The 22,289-nt window shown below is 64.4% G+C and carries 22 protein-coding genes, 1 tRNA gene and 2 pseudogenes; 11 read left to right on the plus strand and 14 right to left on the minus strand.

Annotation, left to right across the window (positions count from 1 at the left end):
- Positions 1–33 precede the first annotated feature (33 nt).
- Complete coding sequence (locus tag AC1RR3_RS22065) at positions 34–2,724, plus strand: PAS domain S-box protein (protein ID WP_492825219.1); 2,691 nt, start codon at positions 34–36, stop codon at positions 2,722–2,724.
- A 1-nt stretch (position 2,725) separates the two neighbouring features.
- Here the strand turns inward: AC1RR3_RS22065 and AC1RR3_RS22070 are convergent, their stop codons facing one another.
- The gene (locus AC1RR3_RS22070; protein WP_008145034.1) at positions 2,726–3,079 is read right to left on the minus strand and encodes a GrlR family regulatory protein; all 354 of its coding nucleotides are present in this window, start codon (positions 3,077–3,079) and stop codon (positions 2,726–2,728) included.
- 259 nt (positions 3,080–3,338) lie between these two features.
- Here AC1RR3_RS22070 and AC1RR3_RS22075 point away from each other — a divergent pair, with 259 nt between their 5' ends.
- Positions 3,339–3,836 (plus strand): hypothetical protein, encoded by a 498-nt coding sequence (locus AC1RR3_RS22075; protein WP_492825220.1) that lies wholly within the window; start codon positions 3,339–3,341, stop codon positions 3,834–3,836.
- A gap of 57 nt (positions 3,837–3,893) precedes the next feature.
- On the opposite strand, the gene AC1RR3_RS22080 is transcribed toward AC1RR3_RS22075, so the two are convergent.
- Positions 3,894–4,280 (minus strand): VOC family protein, encoded by a 387-nt coding sequence (locus AC1RR3_RS22080; RefSeq protein ID WP_492825221.1) that lies wholly within the window; start codon positions 4,278–4,280, stop codon positions 3,894–3,896.
- Positions 4,281–4,461: 181 nt separating this feature from the next.
- On the opposite strand from AC1RR3_RS22080, the gene AC1RR3_RS22085 reads away from it, so the two are divergent.
- The 3 genes from AC1RR3_RS22085 to AC1RR3_RS22095 all read left to right on the plus strand — a co-directional run bounded on the left by AC1RR3_RS22085 (position 4,462) and on the right by AC1RR3_RS22095 (position 5,885).
- Complete coding sequence (locus AC1RR3_RS22085) at positions 4,462–5,004, plus strand: hypothetical protein (RefSeq protein ID WP_492825222.1); 543 nt, start codon at positions 4,462–4,464, stop codon at positions 5,002–5,004.
- 160 nt (positions 5,005–5,164) lie between these two features.
- On the plus strand, positions 5,165–5,656 hold the full coding sequence (locus tag AC1RR3_RS22090; RefSeq protein ID WP_492825223.1) for a hypothetical protein: 492 nt from the start codon (positions 5,165–5,167) through the stop codon (positions 5,654–5,656).
- Between the two features lie 152 nt (positions 5,657–5,808).
- Positions 5,809–5,885, plus strand: a tRNA-Arg gene (locus tag AC1RR3_RS22095).
- Between the two features lie 51 nt (positions 5,886–5,936).
- Here AC1RR3_RS22095 and AC1RR3_RS22100 read toward each other — a convergent pair.
- From AC1RR3_RS22100 to AC1RR3_RS22110, 3 genes are all read right to left on the minus strand, one after another.
- The gene (locus AC1RR3_RS22100) at positions 5,937–6,089 is read right to left on the minus strand and encodes a hypothetical protein (RefSeq protein ID WP_492825224.1); all 153 of its coding nucleotides are present in this window, start codon (positions 6,087–6,089) and stop codon (positions 5,937–5,939) included.
- A gap of 150 nt (positions 6,090–6,239) precedes the next feature.
- Entirely contained in the window at positions 6,240–7,202 is a 963-nt protein-coding gene (locus AC1RR3_RS22105; RefSeq protein WP_492825225.1) for a helix-turn-helix domain-containing protein, read from the minus strand.
- Between the two features lie 458 nt (positions 7,203–7,660).
- Entirely contained in the window at positions 7,661–7,924 is a 264-nt protein-coding gene (locus tag AC1RR3_RS22110; RefSeq protein WP_492825226.1) for a hypothetical protein, read from the minus strand.
- A 312-nt stretch (positions 7,925–8,236) separates the two neighbouring features.
- On the opposite strand from AC1RR3_RS22110, the gene AC1RR3_RS22115 reads away from it, so the two are divergent.
- A complete protein-coding gene (locus AC1RR3_RS22115; RefSeq protein WP_492825227.1) occupies positions 8,237–8,698 on the plus strand; it encodes a host attachment protein in 462 nt (153 codons plus the stop codon).
- A gap of 28 nt (positions 8,699–8,726) precedes the next feature.
- Here the strand turns inward: AC1RR3_RS22115 and AC1RR3_RS22120 are convergent, their stop codons facing one another.
- Positions 8,727–8,987 carry a hypothetical protein gene (locus AC1RR3_RS22120; RefSeq protein ID WP_492825228.1) on the minus strand — a complete coding sequence of 87 codons (261 nt, stop codon included), beginning with the start codon at positions 8,985–8,987 and terminating at the stop codon, positions 8,727–8,729.
- Between the two features lie 288 nt (positions 8,988–9,275).
- Between AC1RR3_RS22120 and AC1RR3_RS22125 the strand changes: the two genes are divergently transcribed.
- The 4 genes and pseudogenes from AC1RR3_RS22125 (at position 9,276) to AC1RR3_RS22140 (ending at position 11,371) form a co-directional block, all read left to right on the plus strand.
- Entirely contained in the window at positions 9,276–9,722 is a 447-nt protein-coding gene (locus AC1RR3_RS22125; protein ID WP_492825229.1) for a hypothetical protein, read from the plus strand.
- Positions 9,723–9,807: 85 nt separating this feature from the next.
- Positions 9,808–10,059, plus strand: a pseudogene (locus AC1RR3_RS22130) (EamA family transporter); the annotation flags it as partial.
- Positions 10,060–10,162: 103 nt separating this feature from the next.
- Positions 10,163–10,530 (plus strand): annotated as a pseudogene (locus tag AC1RR3_RS22135) (EamA family transporter); the annotation flags it as partial.
- A 97-nt stretch (positions 10,531–10,627) separates the two neighbouring features.
- Positions 10,628–11,371, plus strand: coding sequence for a hypothetical protein (locus tag AC1RR3_RS22140; protein ID WP_492825230.1), 744 nt, complete (start codon positions 10,628–10,630; stop codon positions 11,369–11,371).
- Between the two features lie 55 nt (positions 11,372–11,426).
- Here the strand turns inward: AC1RR3_RS22140 and AC1RR3_RS22145 are convergent, their stop codons facing one another.
- The 3 genes from AC1RR3_RS22145 to AC1RR3_RS22155 all read right to left on the minus strand — a co-directional run bounded on the left by AC1RR3_RS22145 (position 11,427) and on the right by AC1RR3_RS22155 (position 14,043).
- A complete protein-coding gene (locus AC1RR3_RS22145; protein ID WP_492825231.1) occupies positions 11,427–11,741 on the minus strand; it encodes a histone in 315 nt (104 codons plus the stop codon).
- A gap of 66 nt (positions 11,742–11,807) precedes the next feature.
- Positions 11,808–13,247 carry a cryptochrome/photolyase family protein gene (locus tag AC1RR3_RS22150; RefSeq protein WP_492825232.1) on the minus strand — a complete coding sequence of 480 codons (1,440 nt, stop codon included), beginning with the start codon at positions 13,245–13,247 and terminating at the stop codon, positions 11,808–11,810.
- A gap of 136 nt (positions 13,248–13,383) precedes the next feature.
- A complete protein-coding gene (locus tag AC1RR3_RS22155) occupies positions 13,384–14,043 on the minus strand; it encodes a peroxiredoxin (protein WP_492825233.1) in 660 nt (219 codons plus the stop codon).
- Positions 14,044–14,435: 392 nt separating this feature from the next.
- Between AC1RR3_RS22155 and AC1RR3_RS22160 the strand changes: the two genes are divergently transcribed.
- Positions 14,436–15,008: a hypothetical protein gene (locus AC1RR3_RS22160; protein ID WP_492825234.1), complete on the plus strand. Its 573-nt coding sequence runs from the start codon at positions 14,436–14,438 to the stop codon at positions 15,006–15,008.
- Positions 15,009–15,074: 66 nt separating this feature from the next.
- Here the strand turns inward: AC1RR3_RS22160 and AC1RR3_RS22165 are convergent, their stop codons facing one another.
- The 5 genes from AC1RR3_RS22165 to AC1RR3_RS22185 form a co-directional block, all read right to left on the minus strand.
- On the minus strand, positions 15,075–16,931 hold the full coding sequence (locus AC1RR3_RS22165) for an alkaline phosphatase family protein (protein ID WP_492825235.1): 1,857 nt from the start codon (positions 16,929–16,931) through the stop codon (positions 15,075–15,077).
- Between the two features lie 1,106 nt (positions 16,932–18,037).
- Positions 18,038–18,355 (minus strand): response regulator transcription factor, encoded by a 318-nt coding sequence (locus tag AC1RR3_RS22170; RefSeq protein ID WP_492825236.1) that lies wholly within the window; start codon positions 18,353–18,355, stop codon positions 18,038–18,040.
- Between the two features lie 51 nt (positions 18,356–18,406).
- Positions 18,407–19,630, minus strand: coding sequence for an ABC transporter permease (locus AC1RR3_RS22175; protein ID WP_492825237.1), 1,224 nt, complete (start codon positions 19,628–19,630; stop codon positions 18,407–18,409).
- On the minus strand, positions 19,627–20,352 hold the full coding sequence (locus AC1RR3_RS22180; protein ID WP_492825238.1) for an ABC transporter ATP-binding protein: 726 nt from the start codon (positions 20,350–20,352) through the stop codon (positions 19,627–19,629). Before AC1RR3_RS22180 ends, AC1RR3_RS22175 begins: the two co-directional genes overlap by 4 nt.
- Positions 20,349–21,779 (minus strand): efflux RND transporter periplasmic adaptor subunit, encoded by a 1,431-nt coding sequence (locus tag AC1RR3_RS22185; RefSeq protein ID WP_492825239.1) that lies wholly within the window; start codon positions 21,777–21,779, stop codon positions 20,349–20,351. Before AC1RR3_RS22185 ends, AC1RR3_RS22180 begins: the two co-directional genes overlap by 4 nt.
- Between the last annotated feature and the right edge of the window lie 510 nt (positions 21,780–22,289).

The following is a 22,289-nucleotide window of genomic DNA, read 5'->3' on the forward strand; positions in this document are numbered from 1 at the left end:
GGCTTCCAGTAGCCCGGTCCCTAAAACGCCCTCATGTCTGCCGAATTGACGCCGCCGCCCCCCGAGAAGAAGCGAACCTTTTCGCTCTCCATCGGCCAGCTGACGTTTGGCAGCTTCCTCCTGGTGCTGGCGGTGATCATCGTCACCTCGACCGCCAGCGTGATCGCGATCCGGCACATCGACACGACCTTTGCCGAGCTGCAGCGGCTCCAGAGCGTCGGCGACCTCGCCGAGGACATCGACCGCCGCATGAACGAGTTGCGGCTCGCCGCGCGCGACTTCGTGACCGACCCCGGCGCCGGCATCCAGTTCAAGCAGGTGGGGGAAGCGGCCTCGACGCTCAGCGACATCCTGAAGAAGACCCGCATCGAGCTCGCGCCCGAGCAGCAGGACATGATCGACGGGGTCAGCGAGCGGCTCGCGACCTATCGCAGTGGGCTGGAGCGGATCTCCACCCTGATCGATCGCCGCGCCCAGCTGCTCGCCGGCCTGCCGCCGCTGCGCGACCAGTTCGACGCGGCGGTCTCCGGCACCGCGGACCGCGAGCTGGCGTCTCGCCTGTCCGAGGCGCAGAGCCGGATCGCACTCGGATTGCTGGCGCGCAACCCGTCCGCGGCCGAGCAGGCTGCGCAGAACATGCGGACGATGGATATCGCCGACGCCAAGCTCAGGGCGGCCGTCAACGACTATGCCGAGGCCATCATCGCGGTGGCGGTTCGTGAGCGGCAGATCGCCGACATCGACCGCGAGGTGCTGGGCACCGAGGGCCGGCTGATCGGCCGCGTCACCGAGTTGCTGCGCGAGGTCAGCGCCCGGCGCGGCCACGTGCTGTCGCGCGACTTCGCCCGCACGCTCACGGAGGCGCGGTGGCAGAGCATCGTGCTTGGCAGCATCGGCGTGCTGATCGGCATCGTCGCTGCCGCCTTCGTGGTGCGGCGGACGGTGCGTCCGCTCGCCCAGATCGCACGCTCCATTCGCGCGCTTGCGGCCGGCCAGAAAGACACCTTGATCCCGTCTGCCGATCTCGACAATGAGATCGGCGACATCGCACGTGCCGCCGAAGTGTTCCGCCGCGCGCTCGAGGAGGCCGACACCGCGCGCGAGGCGGCGGTGCGCGCGCTCACTGAGCAGCGTCTCGCCGAAGAGAGCTACCGGAAGCTGTTCGAAGGCTCGGTCGATGGCATCTATGTGACGACGCCGGCCGGCGACCTTCTCAACGCCAACCCGGCGCTGGCGCGGATGATGGGCTATGACAGCCCGCAGCAGCTGATCGACAGCATCAACGACATCGCCCACACCATCTACGTCCATCCCGAGGCGCGCGTGGAGTATCAGCGGCTGATGACGCGTGACGGCATCGTGCGCGAGTTCGAGTATCAGGTGCGCCAGCGCAGCGGCAACATTCTGTGGCTCTCCGACAGCGCCACCGGCGTGCGAGACGAGGCGGGCAAGATCGTCCGCTACGAGGGCACGCTGCGCGACATCACCGACCAGAAGCGGGCGGAAGACGCCATCGCCGAAGGAAGGCGCCTGCTCCAGCAGGTCATCGACACTGTGCCTGCGGTCATCAACGTCAAGGACCGCGACCTGCGCTACGTGCTGATGAACCGCTACATGGCGGGCATCTTCGGCATCGAGCCCGGCGATGCGCTCGGCCGCACCACCGCGGATCTGATGTCGCGCTACGGCGCGGCCAAGACCGACGAGAACGACAAGCGCGTGCTCAAGCTCCGCAAGGGGCTCGGCTTCTACGAGGAAGAGTACAAGGACGCCTCCGGCAATATGCGGCAATGGCTGGTCAACAAGCTGCCGCTGCTCGATGCCGAGGGCGAGATCGAGCGGATCGTCACCGTGGCGCTTGACATCGGCGAGCGCAAGCGCGGCGAGCAGGAGATGCGGAAAGCCAAGGAATCTGCCGAGACCGCGCTGCGCAATCTGCGCGAGACTCAGGCCTCGCTGATCGAGGCTGAGAAGCTCGCCGCGCTCGGACGGCTGGTCGCCGGCGTTGCGCACGAGGTCAATAATCCCGTCGGCATCAGCCTCACGGTCGCCTCCGCGCTGGAGCGCAAGACCGCGATGTTCACCTCCGAGGTCGAGCGCGGCGAGCTTCGCCGCTCCACGCTCAACGACTATCTTCACACCAGTCGCGACGCATCTTCGCAGCTCGTCTCCAATCTCAACCGTGCCGCCGAGCTGATCCAGTCGTTCAAGCAGGTCGCGGCCGACCGCAATTATTCGGACCAGCGCAGCTTCGATCTCGGCGACCTCACCGAGCAGGTGGTGATGAGTCTGCGGCCGGGCCTGCGCAAGCACAATCTGACGCTCAACGTCGAGTGCCAGCCGGACCTGACCATGAACAGCTATCCCGGCCCGTACGGACAGGTGCTGACCAATCTGTTTCTCAATTCGGTGGCGCACGCCTTCCCGGACGGCCGTCCCGGGACCATCGACATCCAGGTGCGCGAATCCGGCAAGGACAATGTCGAGATCATCTTTTCCGACAATGGCTGCGGCATGTCGCTCGACGTCCGCCGTCGCGCATTTGATCCGTTCTTCACCACAAGACGCGACCAGGGCGGCACCGGCCTTGGCCTGCACATCGTCTACAGCATCGTCACCAACAGGCTCGGTGGCCGGCTCGATCTCGATTCCGAGCCGGGCAGCGGCACGCGCATCCAGATGATCCTGCCGCGCACGGCGCCGCTGGAACAGGCTGCGGAGTAAGCTAGTCGGCCTCTGCGAGCTTGTGCAGGGTGGCACCGAAAATCAGGCTCGCCTTGCCGACGAGCGCCGTTCCCGTCATCTCTGCGCGGTCGTCCGTGTAGGTCCCGCTGACGCCGATGCCGACCGGGGCAGGGCCGCCGAACAGCGGATTGTCATCGCCCCGCGGCGAGGTGTGGCGCTGCACCAGCACCTCGCCTTTGAAGGTGTGGTCGTCCTTCACCACGTAGCTGCCGGTGTAATAGAGGTAGGCATCGCCGCCAAGGATCTTGCCGTCGCGAAAAAGAATCACGCCGCTGCCCTTGCCGACTCGACCATCGAGCAGGTTGACGTGGATCGAATAGAGGCCGTTCTTCATAACGTCCCGTGGCCGGCCGCCATCGCCCAATGGCGTAGCCGGTGGAGCTTTTATGCCAAAGCGCATCCGCTCGCGCAACGCGGCAGTTTGCCGGCCGGCCATGAGAGCCGGCCGCCGTAAGCCGTAGTTGTCCCGGCTTGTCTGTGACAGCGCTATGACTGTCTCATTGCGGGGCGAGGCCAGTCGTTGCGAATCAAGTTGGCCCGCGAAATGCATAACCATTGTTGCACTGGCCGCGGGGTGCTGGAGCAGGACAAACGTGAGCAACTGGATCGTTTCCGGCGGCGGTGAGCCGCGTCTGTACAGTGTGCGTCCCACGATTTGCAAAAACGAACGACGGCGGATTGGCAGCGCGATACGCTGGCGAAGCGTGACGAGGCTGGCTTGTGCCACGGCCCTGATCGCGCTCGCGGCCCCCTTCGGGCACGCCCGCGACCGCGGCCAGTTCGTCAACACCAATGCCGATTTGAAGGCCTGGTTCGACGGTCTGCGAAGCGGCAAGGGCCCGTGCTGCTCCGATGCCGACGGCTCGGCGCTTTCGGACACCGATTGGGAGAGCAAGGACGGGCACTATCGTGTCCGCGTCCCGCGCCTGGGTTACGTGCTCGACGGCCAGCAGCAGGAGCTCGTCTGGGTCGACGTGCCCGAGGAGGCCGTGATCTCGGAGCCGAACCGGGTGGGGCGCACCATGGTGTGGCCGATCTACGGCTACATGGGCGTCACCATCCGCTGCTTCATGCCCGGTAGCATGACATAAGCGCGCCAGGCGGAATTCCGCCTGGCTTCGCTGCTGTCCGATGCGACTTGCGTCGCGTCAGGTGTATTTCTTGTCGCGCTCGAGCAGCTCGATGGAGATGCCTTCGGGACCGCGGATGAAGCAGATGCGCACGCCGGGCCGGATCGTCGTCGGCTCGCGCGTGAACGTCACGCCCTTGGCCTTGATCTCGGCGGCTACGGCGTCGATGTCCTTTACCGTGAGTCCGAAATGGTCGAGGCCCTGATGCGGATGCGGCGGCGGCGGATTGACGGCGCTGTCGCCCTCGAGCGGCGCGATGAAGATTTTTGCGCCGCCGAGGTTCACGTCGATCCGTCCCGGCGCGTGCACGATCTCGCCGCCGAGGATGTCCCGCAGCCAGGCCGCCGTGGCCTCCGGATCGGGGCTGCGCAGATGGACGTGATCCCAGGTGACGGCGATTGGCATTTCATGTTCTCCCAACGGGTCTTTCGATGTTGCGGCGCATGTTAGCCGCCCCGGCCGGTGATCGCCACCGTCCTGGCCGACTCGCGCGAAGCGCGGGAACCTTAGTTCGTCTGCGCGATTAAGGTAAGCAGTGGCCGAGTCCGTTGTCGAACCTGTTTCGGCCAGCATCGGTGATACAGCCATGAGCGCAGGGTTTGAGCGGGTCGGGTTCGGTGAGCGCCTGGCGCGCGCCGTGACGGTCTTGAGCGTCTCGTTTGGCCGAAGCCTGCTGTGGCTGCTGGCCGCGATCATCGTCGGAGGCGGCGCCTGGATGCTGCTGCCGCTCTCCAAGGGCAACGGCACCGAGCCGGTGAATCCGGAGCTGGCCTCCGTCGAGACGGTGCCTTCGGGCGATGCGGCGCGCGCTTCCGAAGTCCAGGCGCGCGTAACGGCAGAGCTCGACCGTCTCAGGATTTCATCCCAGACCTGGCGTCGCGGCGGCCTTGGCTCAAAGGCGCTGGTGACGTTCACGCTGCGAAACGACAATGACTATGCCGTAAAGGATGTCGAGATCGTTTGCGCCTTCGCACGACGCGATGGCAGCCATCTCACCGACCGTAGCCGCGTTCTGGCTGACACGGTCAGCATGAAGAGCCGCAAGACCTTCGCGCGTATCCCCGTGGGCTTCATCAACGTCAATGCCGATCAGGCGAGATGTTCGCTGGTTGCTGCACGGCGCGCGTAAAGACCGGCATTTTCGGGTAGCGGAAAAGTTACCGTCATTGCCCCTTGGTCAAATTCTTGGCGTTGCCATTTGAACCAAAGGCTGGGCGCAGGAACCAATTAGAGTATCGCCTGTTAAGGCGAAGAGCCCACGCGGGGATGCGGGGGGCGGAGCGCGGCCAATGCCCATCTTTCGGTATTTCGTCTTTGTCGGTGGAGCCTTGCTCACACTGCTGTTCGCGGTGAACTACATCGTGCCGGCGTCGCCCGTCGTGAAGGCGGTCGCGACCGCGGGCAATGATCAGCCGCTGATCCGGATCCGGTCCGATCGCCAACTGCCCGAACGGGTCGTGCTGGATACCACCCAGCCGACGCTTGTCCCGCCTGCGGTGAAGACCGCCGCCGCCGTTGCGCCCCAGCCGCCTGTGCATGACGCTGCGTCGCCGTCGCTTGCCGAGATGTCGGCCAAGGCGCGGGTGCGCGAGACGTTCGCTCAGTTCACGCCGGACCCGAAGGCCGATACCGCCGCAGCCAGGAAGGCTGAGGCGAAGCCGCAGGCTCAGGCGCAGCCCAAGCGCAAGGTTGTGAGGGCGCATCCGGCGCCGCAGCCCGGCCGGCCCATGATGCTGGTGGCGCAGCAGCCGCATTTCGGCCTGTTCAACACGACCTGGTGAGAGCTTCCCGTGACTCGCCTCGATCGAGGCGGGAAGGGCTTTTTATTCGCCAGCCTCTCTGCTAATTCGAACCCATCCGAACGCCGACCGGCAGACTGGCTTGCCAGCAGCGGTCCGGCGCTTTTCGGTCGTGGCCCAATCCCGGGGCCAGGGCGCTCGTAGCTCAGCTGGATAGAGCATCGGATTTCGATTCCGAGGGTCGGAGGTTCGAATCCTTCCGAGCGCGCCAGTCATCTGGTCAAGGTCTTGAGGCTTGTCGGAGCAATCCGCGAGACTTGCTTTATTTGCCTTGGATCTTCAGCCCATTGGGACCGACATTGATCTGCACGCCGTCGGGCTGCTTTTTCGCCTGATAAAGATTGTAGCCGAGCACGCTTGCCGTGACGATCAAAGCGCCGATGATCAAAAACAGGACGTTGCGGCTGATAGACATTCTTTTCCTTGAACCACTGGTTGACGGCGAGAAAAACCCCGCGCGTGGGATGCGCGGGGCGCTTGAGGATCAAACGCGGTTTGAAGGAACTGGTTCCACGGCGGGCCGTCGCGGGTCTGGGCCGGGCGACTGCCGCCGCGGCCCGTAATCTCAGCCTGCCCGAAGACCGGTCTGCCGGCCGCGTGCCAGCGTGTCCGAGGGCGCCTCGTGGAAGGTCGCGCGGTAAGCTGCGGCGAACTCGCCCAGATGGTGGAATCCCTGGGCACGTGCGCAGGTGGCCACGGTGGCGCCGCCTCCCCTGAGGAGCCGGGCGCGGGTCGCCCACAGCCGCTTCAGGCGGATGTACTGGTGCAGGCTCATGCCGCGCACTTTGCTGACGGCGCCGCTGAGCGTCCGGACCGAGACGCCGCACTGGTCGGCGAGATCGGCCGTATAGATCGGAGAGGTCGGATAGGCTGCGACGTAGTCGTCGACTCGCTGCACGAGCCTGGCCGATCGCTCGCCATGGACCGAATTGCTTCGGTCCGCGAGCAGATCGAGCCGAAACAAATCGTCGAGTGCGAGCAGCAAGCCTTCCTGGAGATGGGCGGCGGCCTCGGTGGTTTCGAACAGGAACGGCTGTACCGATGCGGTGCGCAGAATGTCGAACAGGAGTTGCCGTGTGTGGAGCAGGGCGGGGCGGTTGGCAATATAGGCCCGCAGATCATCGGCGGAATCGAACCAGCCCCGGTCTTTCAGAGTGGGCGAGAAGATGATCATCGCGTGATGATTGGTCTGGGGCTCGACGAAATGGCATTCATCGTTGCCGCGGAGCGCAACGAAGAAGCGCGCGTCGAGATCCATTCCCTTGGAATTGACTCGAAGATCGTCGGTCATCGACACGATCACCATCCCGCCCGGCATGCGATAGGCGGTGTCGAGGATGCGGGCGAAGGACCGCATCACGATGATGCGGCACGCCGGCAGCGAAACGACGGCGCGGGCTGCCGCGAAGTTCGAGATGTCGAGCGGAATGCTTCTCGCATCCTCCATCGACTCGATCGGCCGAAATGCATCGACATCGGCAAAGCCGACCAGTTGAAGCGCGGAGGACGGAGCGAGGGCGTCGAACATGTCTTAGGCCGGTTGCTGCAATGTGACAATCAAATGAACGTCAGTACATCGACATCAATGACGAAACAGCACGCGTTCGTAAACCGGATTCCGGGCCGTAGTATTGCGGACATCATGCCATGAGGTCCGTCAGATCATTGTCACCGTCAACGGTCTCGGCTCATCGGCTGACCGGACGCGAGGTCGATGAAGTGGAGGCGGGTGCAGGCGGGACAGGCAAAGGATTCGAAGCTACGCCCCTCCGGTCTCTGCTGCTTCTCCAGATGCGTCTGCACATTCATGCCCGTCTGCGGGCATCGAAAAACAATCAAATCGGCCATCACCGTAGAATGCCGGCGTGGCGAATTTTCTCTTTGATCTAGATCAGTTTTGGAATTGCTCCAGGCGGACTGAACGGGGGTACATGGGCAATCCGTCATCTCGCAAAAGCGAAGGGGCCCCGGAGGGCCCCCTCAAAATCACCAGCGGCGATAGCGTGGCCCATAGTAGCGGGGGCCATACCCATAATATCGGGGCCCGTAATACGGCCGCGGCCCGTAATATCCATAATAGTTCGGACGCCAGAAACAGCGCCCCCAGGCGTCGCAGACCATACGGACCTGCTCGACGTTGGAGACCTGCGGTGTTGCAGGCGCGGGTGCGATGGGCATGGCGGACGCCGCCGGCGATGCCATGATGGCACCGAACAGGGATACGGCGACGAGGCCAATCTTAAGCTTCATGATGTCTTCCTCCGCTTACGCAGTACAGGATATCGAAGTTGTTCTGATCAAATTGTGGCGGGACCGAAATGTAATGCTGATGAACAAATCTTCAGCCAGCCCGCCGCAGGCCTGACCTTTAGCGCCGCCAGACTACCCCAGGTTCAAGCGCGTGACCAATGCTGCGCCTGCGCTGTGGTTGCCCCGCAGGACATCGCCGCCATCCTTGATCCTGCGCAATTCGCCGGCGCGGCTTCGTCCCTAGTCTTGTCGTCGTGGCCAGCCTTTCGAGGAATTCGAAGAGCAGGCTCACAGGTTGCTTGGAGCTGTGCAATGGACAAGATGAGAATAGACAAGGGCGACTGGCTGGTCGTGTGTGACGGGCGCAAGGCGCTCATTCTGGAGAACCTCGGCGACGGGATGTTTCCGAACCTCCACACCAGGGAGGTGCACGAGCAGCCCAATCCCGCGACCAGCGCGCAAGGGAGTGACGCGCCGGGCCGATTGCATGGCGCAGCCGGCGGTGCGCGCAGCTCGGTTGAGCAGACCGATTGGCATGATGAGGCCGAGCGCGCCTTCCTGCGGAGCCTCGCCGGCCGGCTCGATGCCGCGGTCAGCGCGGGCGAGACCTCCGCCTTGACCATGGTGGCCTCACCGCGCGCACTCGGGATGATCCGGGCCGACTATTCGGACGTGGTCCGCAAGGCGCTGCAGGGCGAGGTCGGCAAGGACCTTGTCAAGCTGCCGGTCTACGAGATCGAGAAGCAATTGCTGCTGTCGGGCGCCGCCAGATAGGCCCGCCCGCAGCGGTCGCCGGCGTGCCTCAGTAGCAGGGATGCCGGCGGCGGTCCTGGCCGACATAGGCGGCTGCGCTCTGGTAGCAATGGTTGGTCGAGGGGCCGTCGTAGAAGGCGAAGGTGCCGGGGGTCATGCCGGGGCCGTAATTGTGCAAATAGCTGATCTGGTAGGGCAGCGGGTTGACGTAGCGGTGGTACCGGTGATGTCCCCGGGCCTCCGCAAGGGTGGGGGCTAGGATTGCGGCCGACAGGGCTGCAACTGCGGCTACAAGCTTCAACTTGCTCATCTCGATTCTCCGGAACCCGCGAATATCTCAGCCATCTATAGCCATTTCGTGCCGGCAGGGCACCCGTCCGGCGCCCCGAAAACGGGGCTAATCCCGCAGATTCCCGGGTGGGTGTGACAGAATTGCCGGCAGGGCCGTCCAGGCTTGCCCATTTTTGGCCTTTTCGGGATGCTTAACGAATTACCCACACAAGTATGACCAAGAAGAATTCGGTTAGAGCTTCCCGTCGGCCGCTTGGGGTGCTTTGAGGCCGGCCCGTTCCTGCAAGGTTTTCACCGTCCCTTTGCCATGCGCATCACGCCTTTGAGCCTGCTGTTGCTCTGCCTCGCCGCCGCGACGCCGGCGCGCGCCGAGCTGCACATTACCCGCGACCACGGCGGCTATGTCGAGGAGTACAAGGCCAAGTACAAGCGCATCCGCGAGAAGGGCGAGCGGGTCATCATCGACGGCATCTGCAACTCGGCCTGCACGCTCGTGCTCGGCATGGTGCCAATGAACAAGATCTGCGTGACCCCGCGCGCCAGCCTCGGTTTCCACCAGGCCTATTACGACAAGGCCTTCACCTTCGGCATCAAGGTCACCAGCGCGGAGGGGACGTCCGACCTGATGTCCTACTATCCCGACACCGTGAAGGACTGGATCCGCCGCAATGGCGGACTCACCACCGACATGAAGAAGATCAAGAACGGCGTCGACCTCTGGAAGATCATCGACCCCTGTCCGGAAGAATGGTGAGCGGCTGAGCTGAGGCCGTCCGTCGCAGCGCAGCATCGCCTGGCGAGAAATTCGCATTGCCGCATGGCCCCCGTGGCGCAAGGAGGGCGGCACCGCAATCGCGATCGCGCATTCGATCCCGGCCGGGCTCTCCGCGCTGATTCCGGGCCTGCAGCCGATCCTGACCTCGACCATCGCCAACCGCTGGCTCGGCGAGAAGGTGACGCCGGTGCCATGGGCGGGGCTTGTGCTCGGCCTCGGCGGCGTGGTGCTGATCCTGCACAACCGCCCCATGACCGGCGATGCCGGGCTCGGCTGGCTCGCTTCGGTGGTCTTGCTGATCTCCATCACGCTCGGCACGCTCTTGAGCATTATCGGTTCTGATTGAATCAGAACCGAAGCTCTAGATTCTTGTTTTGACGCGTTTTCTTCACGCGAACCGGTATCCACTTCGCTCGAAAACGCTTTATCAGCGCCGCTACTGCAACCACATCGACTGGCGCGCCGGCAATCTCGTGCAATACGTCGCCGTCACCATCTTCTTCGCGATCGGGGCCTCCCTGTTCGAGGACCGCGTGGTGCACTGGACGCGGGAGTTCGTGCTCGCGCTGGCCTGGCTCGCGGTGGCGCTGTCGATCGGATCGATCGGGCTGCTGTACTGGCTGATCCGCCACGCCGCGGCGACCTCGGTCGCGAGCCTGTTCTACCTGGTGCCAGCAGTCACGTCGCTGATGGCTTATCTGCTGTTCGACGAGATGCTCGATGCACTGGCGATTGCCGGATGACGATGTGCGCGGCCGCGGTGTTCGTGGTCAACCGGCGGGTCTAGGCGGACACGGTGGTGCGTCGGAATACATCCCTGACGTGCGCGGCACGGTCGTGTTAGGCTCAGCGTATTTCAGCTTCCCTTTCACACGGTGATTTCCATGAAGAAGGCGCGGCGTGCACTGCTCGGCAGATCCTTGAGGCCGGTCCGGATTGCCTGCATCAATTATGCGGAGGAGACGATCAGCGGACGCGTGATGAGCAAGCTCACCGCGGCGCTCCAGGAATGCTACGACAAGCATTTCCTGCCGGTGTGGGGCTATCCGGTCGACCTCTATGTGACGAAGAAGCCGAGGCCGACGGATTGGCAGCTGGTCTATTTCGACGATGCCTCGCACGAAGGGCTGCTCGGGCGCCACGAACTGACCCATCGCGGCCAGCCGATCTCGAAGATCTTCGTGAAGGCGCTGGGCGACGAGCCCGTCAGCGTCGCGGCTTCGCACGAGCTGTTCGAGATGGTGCTCGACCCCATGGCCAATCTCTGGGCCGACAAGAACAGGAACACCCAATACGCCTACGAGGTCTGCGACGCCGTGGAGGAGGATTCCTTCCGCGTCGGGGACTTCGAGATGTCGAATTTCGTCTACCCGTCCTGGTTCGAGCCCTTCGAGCATCCTCGCGGCACCAAGTTCGACCACAAGGGCACGCTGAAGGAACCGTTCTCGATGACCGAGGGCGGCTATGTCATCAAGAAGGTCAACGGCAGGCGGGTGGTCAAGCAGTTCGGCTCGCCTGAAAAGCGGCGGCGTTTTGCCAAGGAGGACCGGCGCGGCCATCGCAGCGAATTCCGCGATCCCAGGGGCGAGCACCACCCGGGCCGGCGCGCCGCCAAAAAGCGGGGATAGGGTATCGTTGGCGAAGTCTCCGGGCGCACCCGGAGACTTGCTTGAGGCGGTGCGATCAGCGCTTGGCCTTCTTTGCCTTTTTCTTCTTGGTGGCTTTCTTCGCAGTTTTCTTCACGGCCTTCTTTGCGCTCTTCTTGGCCGCTTTCTTCGACGGCTTCTTTGCAGCCTTCTTCGAAGATTTCTTGGAGGCTTTCTTGGAAGCCTTCTTGGCCTTCTTCTTGGCGGCCTTCTTCGGCGCCACTTTCTTCGCGACCTTCTTGGCGGCTTTCTTCACCTTCTTGACGGCGGTGACTGCGGCGTCCTTGGTCGCTTCCACGGCGGTGGTCATCGTCTCCACCACCTGCTCGGTGATCGGCTTCTCGTCGTCCATATCGTCCCCCACGGTTTGTATGGAGTGATGACGATAGCGGGTTTCATAATTGTGTCAAAGCAGCGCTCAACCTTTGCGGATCTTTGCGTAGGCGGCCAGCGCGCGCTCGCGTCCTTTGGCGTGATCGACGATCGGCTGCGGATAGGTCTTGCCGAGCGTGATGCCGGCGCTCGCAAGCTCGATCGGCGTCGCCTGCCAGGGCTGGTGGATTAGCTTGGCCGGCAACTCTTTCAGCTCCGGCACCCAGCGCCGGACATAGGTTCCGTCAGGGTCGAACTTCTCGCCCTGGAGAATCGGATTGAACACGCGGAAATAGGGCGCAGCATCGGCGCCGCAGCCTGCGACCCATTGCCAGTTGGCGGGGTTGCTGCCGGCATCGGCATCGACCAGCGCGTCCCAGAACCAGGCCTCGCCGTCGCGCCAGTCGATCAGGAGGTGCTTGACCAGGAAGGACGCCACCACCATCCGCACCCGGTTGTGCATCACGCCGGTGTGCCAGAGTTCGCGCAGGCCGGCATCGACGATGGGGTAGCCTGTCGCCCCGCGCTGCCAGGCGGCGAGCGCCTTCTTGTCGCCCTTCCAGGGGAAGCCGTCGAAATTGGATTGCAGGTTTTCGGTGGCAAGACCCGGGTGATCGTGGAGCAGGTGGCGGCAGAATTCGCGCCAGCCGAGCTCGCTCAGAAATTTTTCGATGCCGGGTCCGATCGCGGGATCCTCGGCCGCGGCGAACCGCGCGGCGTGGAAGACCTGGCGCGGGCTGAGCTCGCCGAACCGCAAATGCGGCGACAGGTGTGATGTGCCCTCGCGGTCTGGGCGGTCGCGATCACCGACATAGCTGCGTGCGACGGTCTTGAGGAAGTCGCGCAGGCGCGCGCGGGCGGAGGCTTCGCCCGGCGTCCAGCTCTCGCGCAGGCCGCCGGCCCAATCGGGCTTGCTTGGCTCGAGCGCCCAGCTCTCCAGGGTGTCGCTCGTGATCTTCGGACCCGGGTGCAGCTCCTTTGGTGCGGGCAGGGGCTTTGGCGGATCGCCGAGCGCCAGCACCCGCCGCCAGAACGGCGTGAACACGCGCAGGCCCCGGCCTTCCTTGTTGCGGATCGCCGAAGGCGGGACCAGCAGGTCGCCGGGGAAGCTTTGCGAGTCGACGCCGAGCTTTGCCAGCGCAGCTTCGAGCTGTCTCTCGACGGCCTGATGCGGGGCCTGCGCGATCCCGTTCCAGTAGACGGCGCGGGCGCCGCTCTCGCGCGCCACGTCGGGGATCACCCTGGCCGCCGGTCCCTTGCGCAGGATCAGCGATCCGCCGCGCGCGGCGATGTCGGCTCCGAGCGCCCGCAGCGACTGGGCCAGCCACCAGCGCGCTGCGCCGCCGGGCGGACGCCCTGCCACGTCGTCGAGCACGTAGAGGCAGACCACGGGCGCGCCGGTTTTGGCGGCGGCGTGGAGGGCGGGATGGTCAGACAGGCGAAGGTCATCGCGGAACCAGACGATGATGGGCGGCGCGCTTGGCATTATCGAGGATGTGTCTCGTTGAGTGGGTTCTCAATATACGGGACACGGAGGCAGAGTTTCATCTGCAGGCCATTATCCCGGGGATACGCCTCCCCGGGATAATTGCTTGGCTGTCGCCGCGTGCGACCGCCAAAAGTCACTTCGGCTGCGGCACGATGCGGATGTAGGGCTTCGGCTCTTTCCAGCCCTGCGGGTAGATCGTCTTGGCCTCGTCGTTGGAGACCGAGCCCGCGATGATCACGTCCTCGCCCTGCGACCAGTCGGCCGGGGTGGCGACGCGGTGCTTGGCGGTGAGCTGGAGCGAGTCGATCACGCGCAGGATTTCCTGAAAATTCCGGCCGGTGGTCATCGGATAGACCAGCACCAGCTTGATCTTCTTGTCCGGCCCGATGATGAAGACGTTGCGGACGGTCTGGTTGTCGGCCGGCGTGCGGGTGAGGGGGTCGCCCGAGGTCGAGGCCGGCAGCATCTCGTAGAGTTTTGAGACGTTGAAATCGGTGTCGCCGATCAAGGGATAGTTCGGAGCTGCGCCCTGCGTCTCCTTGATGTCTTCCGCCCATTTGGCGTGGCGGTCGATCGGATCGACCGAGAGGCCGAGCAGCTTGACGCCGCGCTTGTCGAATTCCGGCTTCAGCCGGGCGAGCGCGCCGAGCTCGGTCGTACAAACCGGCGTGAAGTCCTTCGGGTGCGAAAACAAGAGCGCCCAACTGTTGCCGATCCAGTCGTGGAACTTGATCTTCCCTTCGGTGGTCTCGGCTTCGAAGTCGGGGGCGGTGGTGCCGATCGGAAGTGTCATGGTTCTACCTCATCGCATTGAATTTGCTTGGGAATTGAACTCTAGCCGTCGCCGTCAATATAGGGGCTCAGCGAGGCCAAGTGAACGTTGACTGAACCGCTTCAAGTAAAATGTGAATTCCTTCTCTGAAGAGCCGATTTCCTAGCACTTTTCTGTTACAGCGGCGCCTGCGGCGAAACATCTCGACCGGGGCCACACGGTCTCGATTGCCCCGATAAAGCCTTGTATGACCCGCATCACGCTCGCTCGACGTTTGATGGAACCGAAACGGTCCAGATAGCGACCAATTGGCAACCATTGAGAAAAGTCGCGATCCCCGTATCGAATCATTAACCACCCCTTTACGTCCGCATGAAAATGCTGGTCGATCAGAAGAAATCTGGAAGTGAACTATGTCTGCCGCTGCCCATAAGCCTGTTGAGTCGCCGTCCCTCGAACCGTCCTGCCGCGATACCTCGGCCCATGCACTGACCATCGTGCGCGACGGCGTGATCACGGGCGAAGGCCCGACCACCAAGGGCCGGGTCCACTTTTCCCGCTCGCTCGATGCCGATGACACCGCCTGGTGCACCCGCATCCTGACCGCCACCGCCGTCAACGACCAGCCGGTCAGCCGCGCGGAAGCCGAAGCCCTGTTCGAGATCAACGAAGCGGCGACCGAGCGCACCGATGGTGGCCGGTTCGACGACCTGCTCGCCAAGGCCGTGGCCCATTACGCCGCGAGCGCCTCGGGCCTGAAGGTGCCGCCGCGCAGCGTCGCGCTGTCGGCGGAATCCGAGATCGAGAGCTGGGCGCCGTCCTATGCCTCCAAGGTCAACAGCGAGATGCTGGAGTGGATCGCCGGCCAGATGCGCGGAAAGCGCCAGAACAACCGCCGCCTGATGGCGATGGTGGCGACCTTCCTGGGCGCCACCGCTTTGCCTCTGGCGGGCCAATTGCCGAACGTGTTCGACATCGGCATGTAAAAGATCTGGGCATGTAAGAATTAGAGATTGTCGCGCCCCTTGCGGGGCGCGAGCGAAGCGGCGGGGTTATTTCCCCGCCGTTTTTTGTTTGCCGGCGTCCGGCTCCAGGCCCAGCGTGCGGCCGGGGAAGCCGGCGGCGTCGAAATAGCGCTGGCTGCCGACGCGCTGCACGTTGAGCACGGTCTCCAGACCGTTCTCGGACTTCTTCTTCGACCGCTCCACGGTCTTGTACGCCTTCGGCACGATGCCGTTGGGCAGGGCCTCCGACATCACCCGGCCGACGAGGCCGCCGTTGCCCGAGCTGCGCAGGCCCATGAGCTGGGCGGCCGTCATGCCGACGTCGGCATTGCTGACCGGAATCTCGCTGACATAGCCGGCTTTGAAGTCCGGACCGATGGCGGCCATGAAGTTCATGGTGTCGCCGCGGCTGAAGCTGCCATGCATGCCCTGACCCTGGCGCAGCACGGTGTCGGCGACCTGCACCGAGCAGTTGGTCGGCGCCTCGCCGCAATCGCTGGCATAGGAGCGGAAGTTGACGACGATCGCCGGGGTCGGCGTCGCCGACTTGCCGCGCAGATTGATGCTCGACAGCGGCAGCGTGCCGGGGAAGCGGCCGAGCGAGTCCTCGACGAACAGGCCGGAGACGTAGTCCTGCTCGAGCAGCGCCTTGATCGTTTTCGCGGCGAGCGTCTTGTCCTTGTTGGGCAGGTAGATCAGGTCCGAGCCGCCATTGGTGGCGACGACGAGATCGGGCTTTTCCGGATCCTTGCCGAGCACGCCGTTGCCGGCCTTGGGATGCTTGTTGCCTTCGACCTTCGCGTTCTTGTCGTTGGGGTCGAACAGCGGCAGGTCGAGCGCTTTCGCAAGGTCGATCGCCAAAAAGCCCATCGGCAGGAAGTCCTTCGGCGTGTCGTCATAGCTCAGCTTGGCCGAGGGGCTGGTCTTGCTCTCCTTGGAGATGGTCGAGAAGCCGTGATCGGCCTGAACCATGATGTTGGTGGTGGCGGTGAGGCCGAGCTCGTCGAGCGCCTTGCGGAGCTGGGCGAGGTTGTTGTCGGCGTTCTTGATGCCGGCCATCGAGGTCGGCCCGTTGATGCCGGGCAGGATCTGGTTGAGGCTGTCGCCGGTGTTGTGCTGGCTGCCGTCGGGGTCACGCGACCAGAACACCAGCACGAACGGCTTGTTGCGCGCCTTGAACATCGGCAGCACGACCTTGGCGGCGACATCGGCGAAATAGGCCTGCTGCGCGACGTTGGCGACAATGGTGCCGGGCGTCTTGGCATCGCCCGCCTTGGAGTTGTCGCCGCGTGGCGGGGTGGCAAGGGGCAGGCCGGCCTTGGTCAGCGCCGCCTTCACCTCGTCCGACAGCGCCACGCCGTTCTTGGCGCCGGTGGAGTCGTCGAACACGACCGAATGCAGGCCGGGTTTTTCGGGCTTGTCGGTGTGGTCGAACTGGTAGGTCGGGCCGACCTTGCCGATTGCCGCGGTGCTGAGCCCCTTGTCGCGGGCCATCTTCAGAATGGTCTCTTCGTTGAGATAGTCGCCCTTGAAGTGCTCGTCGATGTCGCCGAGCACGGCGTCGTTCTCGATGAAGGGGACCACGGTGTCGCCGGCCGGGACCGAAGTGTAGTTGGTCCAGATCGTGTTGGAGAACACGCCGGTGTCGCCGAGATAATGGCCGGTCGACATCGCCGAGCCGTTGGCCATGGTGAAGGTCGGGAACAGCGAGTGCGAGTTCTTGAAATTGACGCCCTTGTCGCGGACCTCGGCCATCGCCGGCGCGGTTTCAGGGGTGACCTTCAGCGCCCGCAGCCCGTCCGGAATGAACAGGATCAGGTTGCGAGGGGTATTGTTCTGGGCGGAAGCAAGTCCGGTGGACAACACTGTCAGTCCGGCGGACAGCAACACCAGTGAACGGCGCATCAAGGTCTCCTAGCGTGAGGCGGCATGGCCGCAACCCGCGGCCCCCGCCATCGTTTAGTTTTGCTGTGTGACGGTTTTGTTACAAGACCCGATCGGCATGCAGAAGTGACGGGGAGGTGACCGCCGTCCACGGATTCGCCACTGTGCGGATGCTGAAGGGGAGGTCGGGCGTCTCTCTCGTGTCCCGGACGCGGTGCGGCACGCAGTGACGCTCCGCAGAGCCGGGACCCAGCAGGTCACGGCGCGCTGCAACATGGGCCCCGGCTCTGCAGCGCATCACCACAGCGCGTCGAAGACGCGCGTAAACGCGCTCTTGGTGCTGCGCAGCGTCCGGGGCACGAGACCCGAGTTTGTCGCGCATCTGTATCGACGTCGTCATTGCGAGCGCAGCGAAGCAATCCAGAATCCCACCGCGGAAAGACTCTGGATTGCTTCGCTGCGCTCGCAATGACGTGGTGAAGGCATCGCTCTTTCGGCTCGCATCTTCATTGCAGACACACCTTCGCATCCTCGCGGCTTGTTCGCCCGAGCTTTGCTTCATCGTATCACCCTCGAATGAAAGAGGGCGCAGGGAAGGCCGGGAGCCGGCTGGCTCCCATTGACCGCCATGCCATGAGCAGATTGCGCATGCTTCATGCACAGCGGGTAACAGGGCAACCGGAGCATCCCGGCCTTCCCTGCGCAGTGGTTTTACGGCTTATGTCGTGCTCTCCCCGGGGAGCGTTGCACTATTGCCCCCGTCACCTTGCGGATGACTGATGCGCGGGCCCGGTCGGGCCGCCACATCACCGCAAGACTTGACGCACAGACCCCGGGCGTCAGGACCACACGATTTTGCCGTACGCTGATGGCACCGGTCGTGTGCGCGACACCTTCGCTCACGGTTGCCCGCCCTGCGAAGCCATTCGCGCCGACGCCATCTGCGTCCACCGCCGCCCGGCCCGCGTTCGTGACGATCGCGATACGCCCCTCTTCCTTGGGCCGGAGTGAGCAATATCTAACAAAAATCCGAATTCTAATAAAGAGAATTATTTTGGCGCTATCGCTTGACCCGGGGCTTGGGTGTTTTGCCCGGCGGGCTGCACAAGGGCTTGTGGCCGGCCCCGCTATTCCGGCGCGGTCGGCACCCGCGGATTCTGCGCGAGGGCCTGGGCCGGCTTGACCGCCGCCGGGCTCGCTCCGCTCCTGGTCAGATCGCGCCGTAGTGAAAGCGGGGCTGATCTGAGCGCATAGATGATCGCGATCTGGGTCCGGTTCTGGAGGCGGTATTTGCGCATGATGTTGCCGATATGCGCCCGCACCGTATTCTCCGAGATCTTGAGCTCATAGGCGATGTTCTTGTTCTGCATGCCGCGCGCGATCAGCATCATCAGCTCACGCTCGCGCGGTGTCGGTGTAATCGAATCCTTCGGATCCGGGCTCATGACTGGCTCCTCCCTGGTCTTCCGGTTGACGTGGCCGCCGCCTGCATCTTCTCACTCCGTCTTGAGCGCCTCGATCGGGCTGAGCCGGGATGCCTTGTGGGCGGGATAGAACCCGAAGATCAGGCCGGTCGCGATCGAGAAGACGAGGGCAAGGCCGATCGCCTCGCCGTCGATCGAGGTGATCCATCCGGCCATGCGGGCGACCGTCATCGAAAGCGTGATGCCGCCGGCAACGCCGATGGCGCCGCCGAGCAGGCAGAGCACGAGCGCCTCGCAGAGAAACTGCAGACGAATATCCCGCATCCGTCCACCAAGCGCGCGGCGGATGCCGATCTCCCGCGTGCGCTCGGTGACCGACACGATCATCACATTCATGATGCTGATGCCGCCGACGAGCAGCGAAACCGAGGCGATCGCGACGAGCAGCAGCGCCACGGTGCGGATTGCGCCCTGCTGCGCTTCCATCGCCGCGGCCGGATCCTGGACCTTGAAATCGTCCTCCTGGCCGGCGGGGACACGGTGGCGCTGCCGCAGCAGGCTTTCGATCTCCGATCGGGCACCCTCCATCTGGCCGTCGGCGGCCACCTTGGCGATGATGTAGGCGACCGAATCCCGGTTGATGTTGCTGGCGCTGCCGAGGAAGCGCAGCTTGGCCGTGCTGAGCGGCACGAACGCGACGTCATCTTGCGCCGGGCCCTTGCGATCGAGCACGCCGACCACTTCGAGCGGCACCTTCATGATCCTGATCTGCGCGCCGATCGGATCGTCGCCGGGGGCGAACAGCTCGTGCGCCACGGTGCTGCCGAGGATCACGACCTTGCCGGCGCTGGCCTCTTCGGTGCCAGTGAAATAGCGCCCGATCGCGAGCTGCCAGTCGCGCACCATGAAGTGGCCGGTCGTCGTGCCGTTGATGGTCGTGTTCCAGTTCTTGCTCTCGTGGATGATTTGCGCCGTTCCGGCGATCGAGCCGGCGGCTGCCTGGATCTCCGGTATCTGCTCGAGGATGGCCTGCACGTCGCTCTCGGTCATCGTCAGCTTGCTGCCGTCCTTGAGGCGCACGCCGCCCTGATAGACCGCGCCCGGCGTGATCATCAGCACGTTGGCGCCGATCGAGCGGATCTGTTCCTGCAGGCGTAGCTGCGCGCCTGATCCGATCGCAAACACCGTCACGATGGAGGCGACGCCGATCACGATGCCGAGCATGGTGAGGAAGCTGCGCAGCGGATTGAGGCGCAAAGCGTGCAGGGCGATCTGAAAACCCTGGAACATCGTCATGACACAGCGCTCCGTTTCGGCAGCAGCCCGGCCATTGTCTCGTCGCTGACGAGCTCGCCGTCGTGCAGGCGGATCGTGCGCCGGCACTGCGTCGCGATGCCGGGATCATGCGTGATCATCACGATGGTCTGGCCGGTCCGGTTGAGCGCGGCGAACAACGCCAGGATCTCGGCGCCGGTGCGGCTGTCGAGCGCGCCGGTCGGCTCGTCGGCGAGCACGATCAGCGGGGAGGCGATCAGCGCACGCGCGATCGCGACGCGCTGTTGTTCGCCGCCCGAGAGCTGCCGCGGAAAGTGATGGGCCCGGTGCAGCATGCCGACGGCCTGGAGGCTCGCTTCGGCACGCGCCAGGCGCGCCTTGCGGCCGACGCCGCAATAGACCAGCGGCAGCGCGACGTTCTCGATCGCATTGTGGCGCGCGAGCAGATTGTAGGATTGGAACACGAAGCCGATGCTGCGGGCACGCAAGGACGACCGGCGATCTTCCGAGAGCTCGGCGACATTGGCGCCCTCGAGATGCACGGCGCCCTCGCTCGGCAGGTCGAGCAGCCCGATCATGTTCATCAGCGTCGATTTGCCGGAGCCCGACGGTCCCATCACGGCGACGATCTCGCCTTGCGCGATGTCGAAGCTGACGTTGCGCACCGCTGTGACCGCGACCCCGTCGGTGCGATAGGTCCTGGAGACGGACCGGAGACTGATGAGGGGCAGAGGGGCGCTCATGATCCGAACCTGATTCCGAAGAATTCCATGCCCGCCGGCCGGATCGCCTGGCCGACGGCGACCTGGCTGCCCTCGGCGAGGTCTCCGCTCTTGAGGGCGACCTGTTCGGTGCCGGCCGCCCCGACCGTCACCGCAATGCGCTGGAGCGCGCCGCTGGCCGTGCGTACCCAAACGCCGCTGTTCGCGGGAGTTGCGTCCGGCCGCGTGCCGGATGGCTGGAACCGCAGCGCGGCGAGCGGCACTTTCAGCACGTCGTCCTGCCGCTCGATCACGATCTTCACCAGGGCCGTCATGCCGGGCAGCAACGCACCGTCGAGGTTGGAGGTGGCCAAGACGACGGTGTAGGTGACGACGTGCTGCTGGTTCTGCGGCGCCTTGCGCACCTGCCGTATCACGGCCTCGAAGCGGCGGTCGGGATAGGCATCCACGGTGAAATAGGCGTGCTGGCCGGAGGCAATGCGCCCGATATCGGCTTCGTCGACCTGGGCGTGGATCTCCATGTCCTCCAGGCGGTGGGCGACCACGAAGGTGGTGCGCGACTCTAGGCCGACCGCGAGGGTCTGGCCCTCGTTGACGAACCGGCCGACGACGACGCCGTCGATCGGCGAGCGGATCACGGTGCGGTCGAGATCGGCCTGGGCCGCGGCGAGGACGGCGGCTTTCTCCGGCACCGCCATGCGGGCCTGCTGCAGTTCGGCTTCGATCCGGCGGACATCGGCCTGCGCGCCGTCGACGGAATAGGTGTTGAGGGACATCAGGACCTCGGCCTCGCGCTCCTGGGAGAGGCGCGCGGTGTATTCCGTCTGCGCGTCGTCGACCGTCGTCGATGCCACGACGTTTTGCGACTGAAGCGCCAGCTTGCGCTGCAAGGTCTTCTGCGCCGAAGCCTTGACCGCCTGCGCGCTCTCGAGCTTGGCGGCGAGCACGTCGCGGCTGCCTTTGGCGTTCTGCAGGTCGATCCGGGCGCGATCGAGCTTGGCGCGCGCGATGTCGACCAGCGAATTGGCGACGGCCATGGAGGCCCTGGCTTCGTCGACCTTGGCCGCGAAGCTGCGCGGATCGATCAAAGCGAGCGGCTGGTCCTTGGCGACGGTGTCGTTGAAGTCGACATAGACCCGGGCGAGCTGTCCGGACAGCTGGGAACCGACCTCGATCGTCTTGACCGGCTGGAGCGCGCCGGTGACGGTGATGGTCTGCTCGATGCTGCCGCGCTGGATTGCGGCATAGCGGAACAATGGCGCATCCGATCCGAAGGTCGGGGCTTGGCGCCCGCCGGGCACGAGCAGCCGCTTCGTCGAGTCATAGGCGCGAGCCGCCGTGTCTGCCGCGCTGCCGGCGGCGCCGGCGATGACGGCCGGCCCCGCGGCATAGACCGCGGCGAGGCCGCATGCAGTTCCGAGCAAGGCCACAATTGGCACAAATCGCATATCAAAAACCCGCCTGCTTGAAATGGCTTCGTTGGCGGCACGTCCTAATATCGCGCTATGGTTGCAAATCGTCCGAAGCGATATCGATCGTCAATATGTCGTGGCTGCGAGGGCGACGGTCGGGCGCGCTGAATGATCCAGAAGTAAAGGACGCGGCTGCGACTTTTCGTGATTTGCTGGGAATGCATACGGGGCGTATCGATATAACGCGCGCGGTATCGAACTCGATAGGTTGACTGAACGTCCCGTATGATCCGGCCAGTGCGGCCGACGATCGGCGTTCAAGTCGGCACATGGGTGGCGACGCCATGACGCAATCGGCGATACCGCGGCCAGGATGCCGGATTGCCGCAGTCCCGATGCCGCATCTCGCCGCGATGCCGCCGGCGGCGGGATCGAATCCCTGTCATCACGAAGCCCGATATGTGAACGCCTTCACTCGTCTTCACGGAGTGATGGTCCTAAGACGTCGAGCCGGTGGATCGATTCTATTCGTTCGATCCCCGCGAC

The organism is Bradyrhizobium sp. GW821-FHT13H05, from assembly GCF_058804065.1.

What these genes read in the sequence shown, in the direction of transcription:
- AC1RR3_RS22065 (WP_492825219.1), top strand. Translation starts at nt 34, where the DNA reads ATGTCTGCCGAATTGACGCCGCCGCCCCCCGAGAAGAAGCGAACCTTT.
- AC1RR3_RS22070 (WP_008145034.1), bottom strand. Translation starts at nt 3,079, where the DNA reads ATGAAGAACGGCCTCTATTCGATCCACGTCAACCTGCTCGATGGTCGA.
- AC1RR3_RS22080 (WP_492825221.1), bottom strand. Translation starts at nt 4,280, where the DNA reads ATGCCAATCGCCGTCACCTGGGATCACGTCCATCTGCGCAGCCCCGAT.
- AC1RR3_RS22085 (WP_492825222.1), top strand. Translation starts at nt 4,462, where the DNA reads ATGAGCGCAGGGTTTGAGCGGGTCGGGTTCGGTGAGCGCCTGGCGCGC.
- AC1RR3_RS22090 (WP_492825223.1), top strand. Translation starts at nt 5,165, where the DNA reads ATGCCCATCTTTCGGTATTTCGTCTTTGTCGGTGGAGCCTTGCTCACA.
- AC1RR3_RS22100 (WP_492825224.1), bottom strand. Translation starts at nt 6,089, where the DNA reads ATGTCTATCAGCCGCAACGTCCTGTTTTTGATCATCGGCGCTTTGATC.
- AC1RR3_RS22105 (WP_492825225.1), bottom strand. Translation starts at nt 7,202, where the DNA reads ATGTTCGACGCCCTCGCTCCGTCCTCCGCGCTTCAACTGGTCGGCTTT.
- AC1RR3_RS22110 (WP_492825226.1), bottom strand. Translation starts at nt 7,924, where the DNA reads ATGAAGCTTAAGATTGGCCTCGTCGCCGTATCCCTGTTCGGTGCCATC.
- AC1RR3_RS22115 (WP_492825227.1), top strand. Translation starts at nt 8,237, where the DNA reads ATGGACAAGATGAGAATAGACAAGGGCGACTGGCTGGTCGTGTGTGAC.
- AC1RR3_RS22120 (WP_492825228.1), bottom strand. Translation starts at nt 8,987, where the DNA reads ATGAGCAAGTTGAAGCTTGTAGCCGCAGTTGCAGCCCTGTCGGCCGCA.
- AC1RR3_RS22125 (WP_492825229.1), top strand. Translation starts at nt 9,276, where the DNA reads ATGCGCATCACGCCTTTGAGCCTGCTGTTGCTCTGCCTCGCCGCCGCG.
- AC1RR3_RS22140 (WP_492825230.1), top strand. Translation starts at nt 10,628, where the DNA reads ATGAAGAAGGCGCGGCGTGCACTGCTCGGCAGATCCTTGAGGCCGGTC.
- AC1RR3_RS22145 (WP_492825231.1), bottom strand. Translation starts at nt 11,741, where the DNA reads ATGGACGACGAGAAGCCGATCACCGAGCAGGTGGTGGAGACGATGACC.
- AC1RR3_RS22150 (WP_492825232.1), bottom strand. Translation starts at nt 13,247, where the DNA reads ATGCCAAGCGCGCCGCCCATCATCGTCTGGTTCCGCGATGACCTTCGC.
- AC1RR3_RS22155 (WP_492825233.1), bottom strand. Translation starts at nt 14,043, where the DNA reads ATGACACTTCCGATCGGCACCACCGCCCCCGACTTCGAAGCCGAGACC.
- AC1RR3_RS22160 (WP_492825234.1), top strand. Translation starts at nt 14,436, where the DNA reads ATGTCTGCCGCTGCCCATAAGCCTGTTGAGTCGCCGTCCCTCGAACCG.
- AC1RR3_RS22165 (WP_492825235.1), bottom strand. Translation starts at nt 16,931, where the DNA reads ATGCGCCGTTCACTGGTGTTGCTGTCCGCCGGACTGACAGTGTTGTCC.
- AC1RR3_RS22170 (WP_492825236.1), bottom strand. Translation starts at nt 18,355, where the DNA reads ATGAGCCCGGATCCGAAGGATTCGATTACACCGACACCGCGCGAGCGT.
- AC1RR3_RS22175 (WP_492825237.1), bottom strand. Translation starts at nt 19,630, where the DNA reads ATGACGATGTTCCAGGGTTTTCAGATCGCCCTGCACGCTTTGCGCCTC.
- AC1RR3_RS22180 (WP_492825238.1), bottom strand. Translation starts at nt 20,352, where the DNA reads ATGAGCGCCCCTCTGCCCCTCATCAGTCTCCGGTCCGTCTCCAGGACC.
- AC1RR3_RS22185 (WP_492825239.1), bottom strand. Translation starts at nt 21,779, where the DNA reads ATGCGATTTGTGCCAATTGTGGCCTTGCTCGGAACTGCATGCGGCCTC.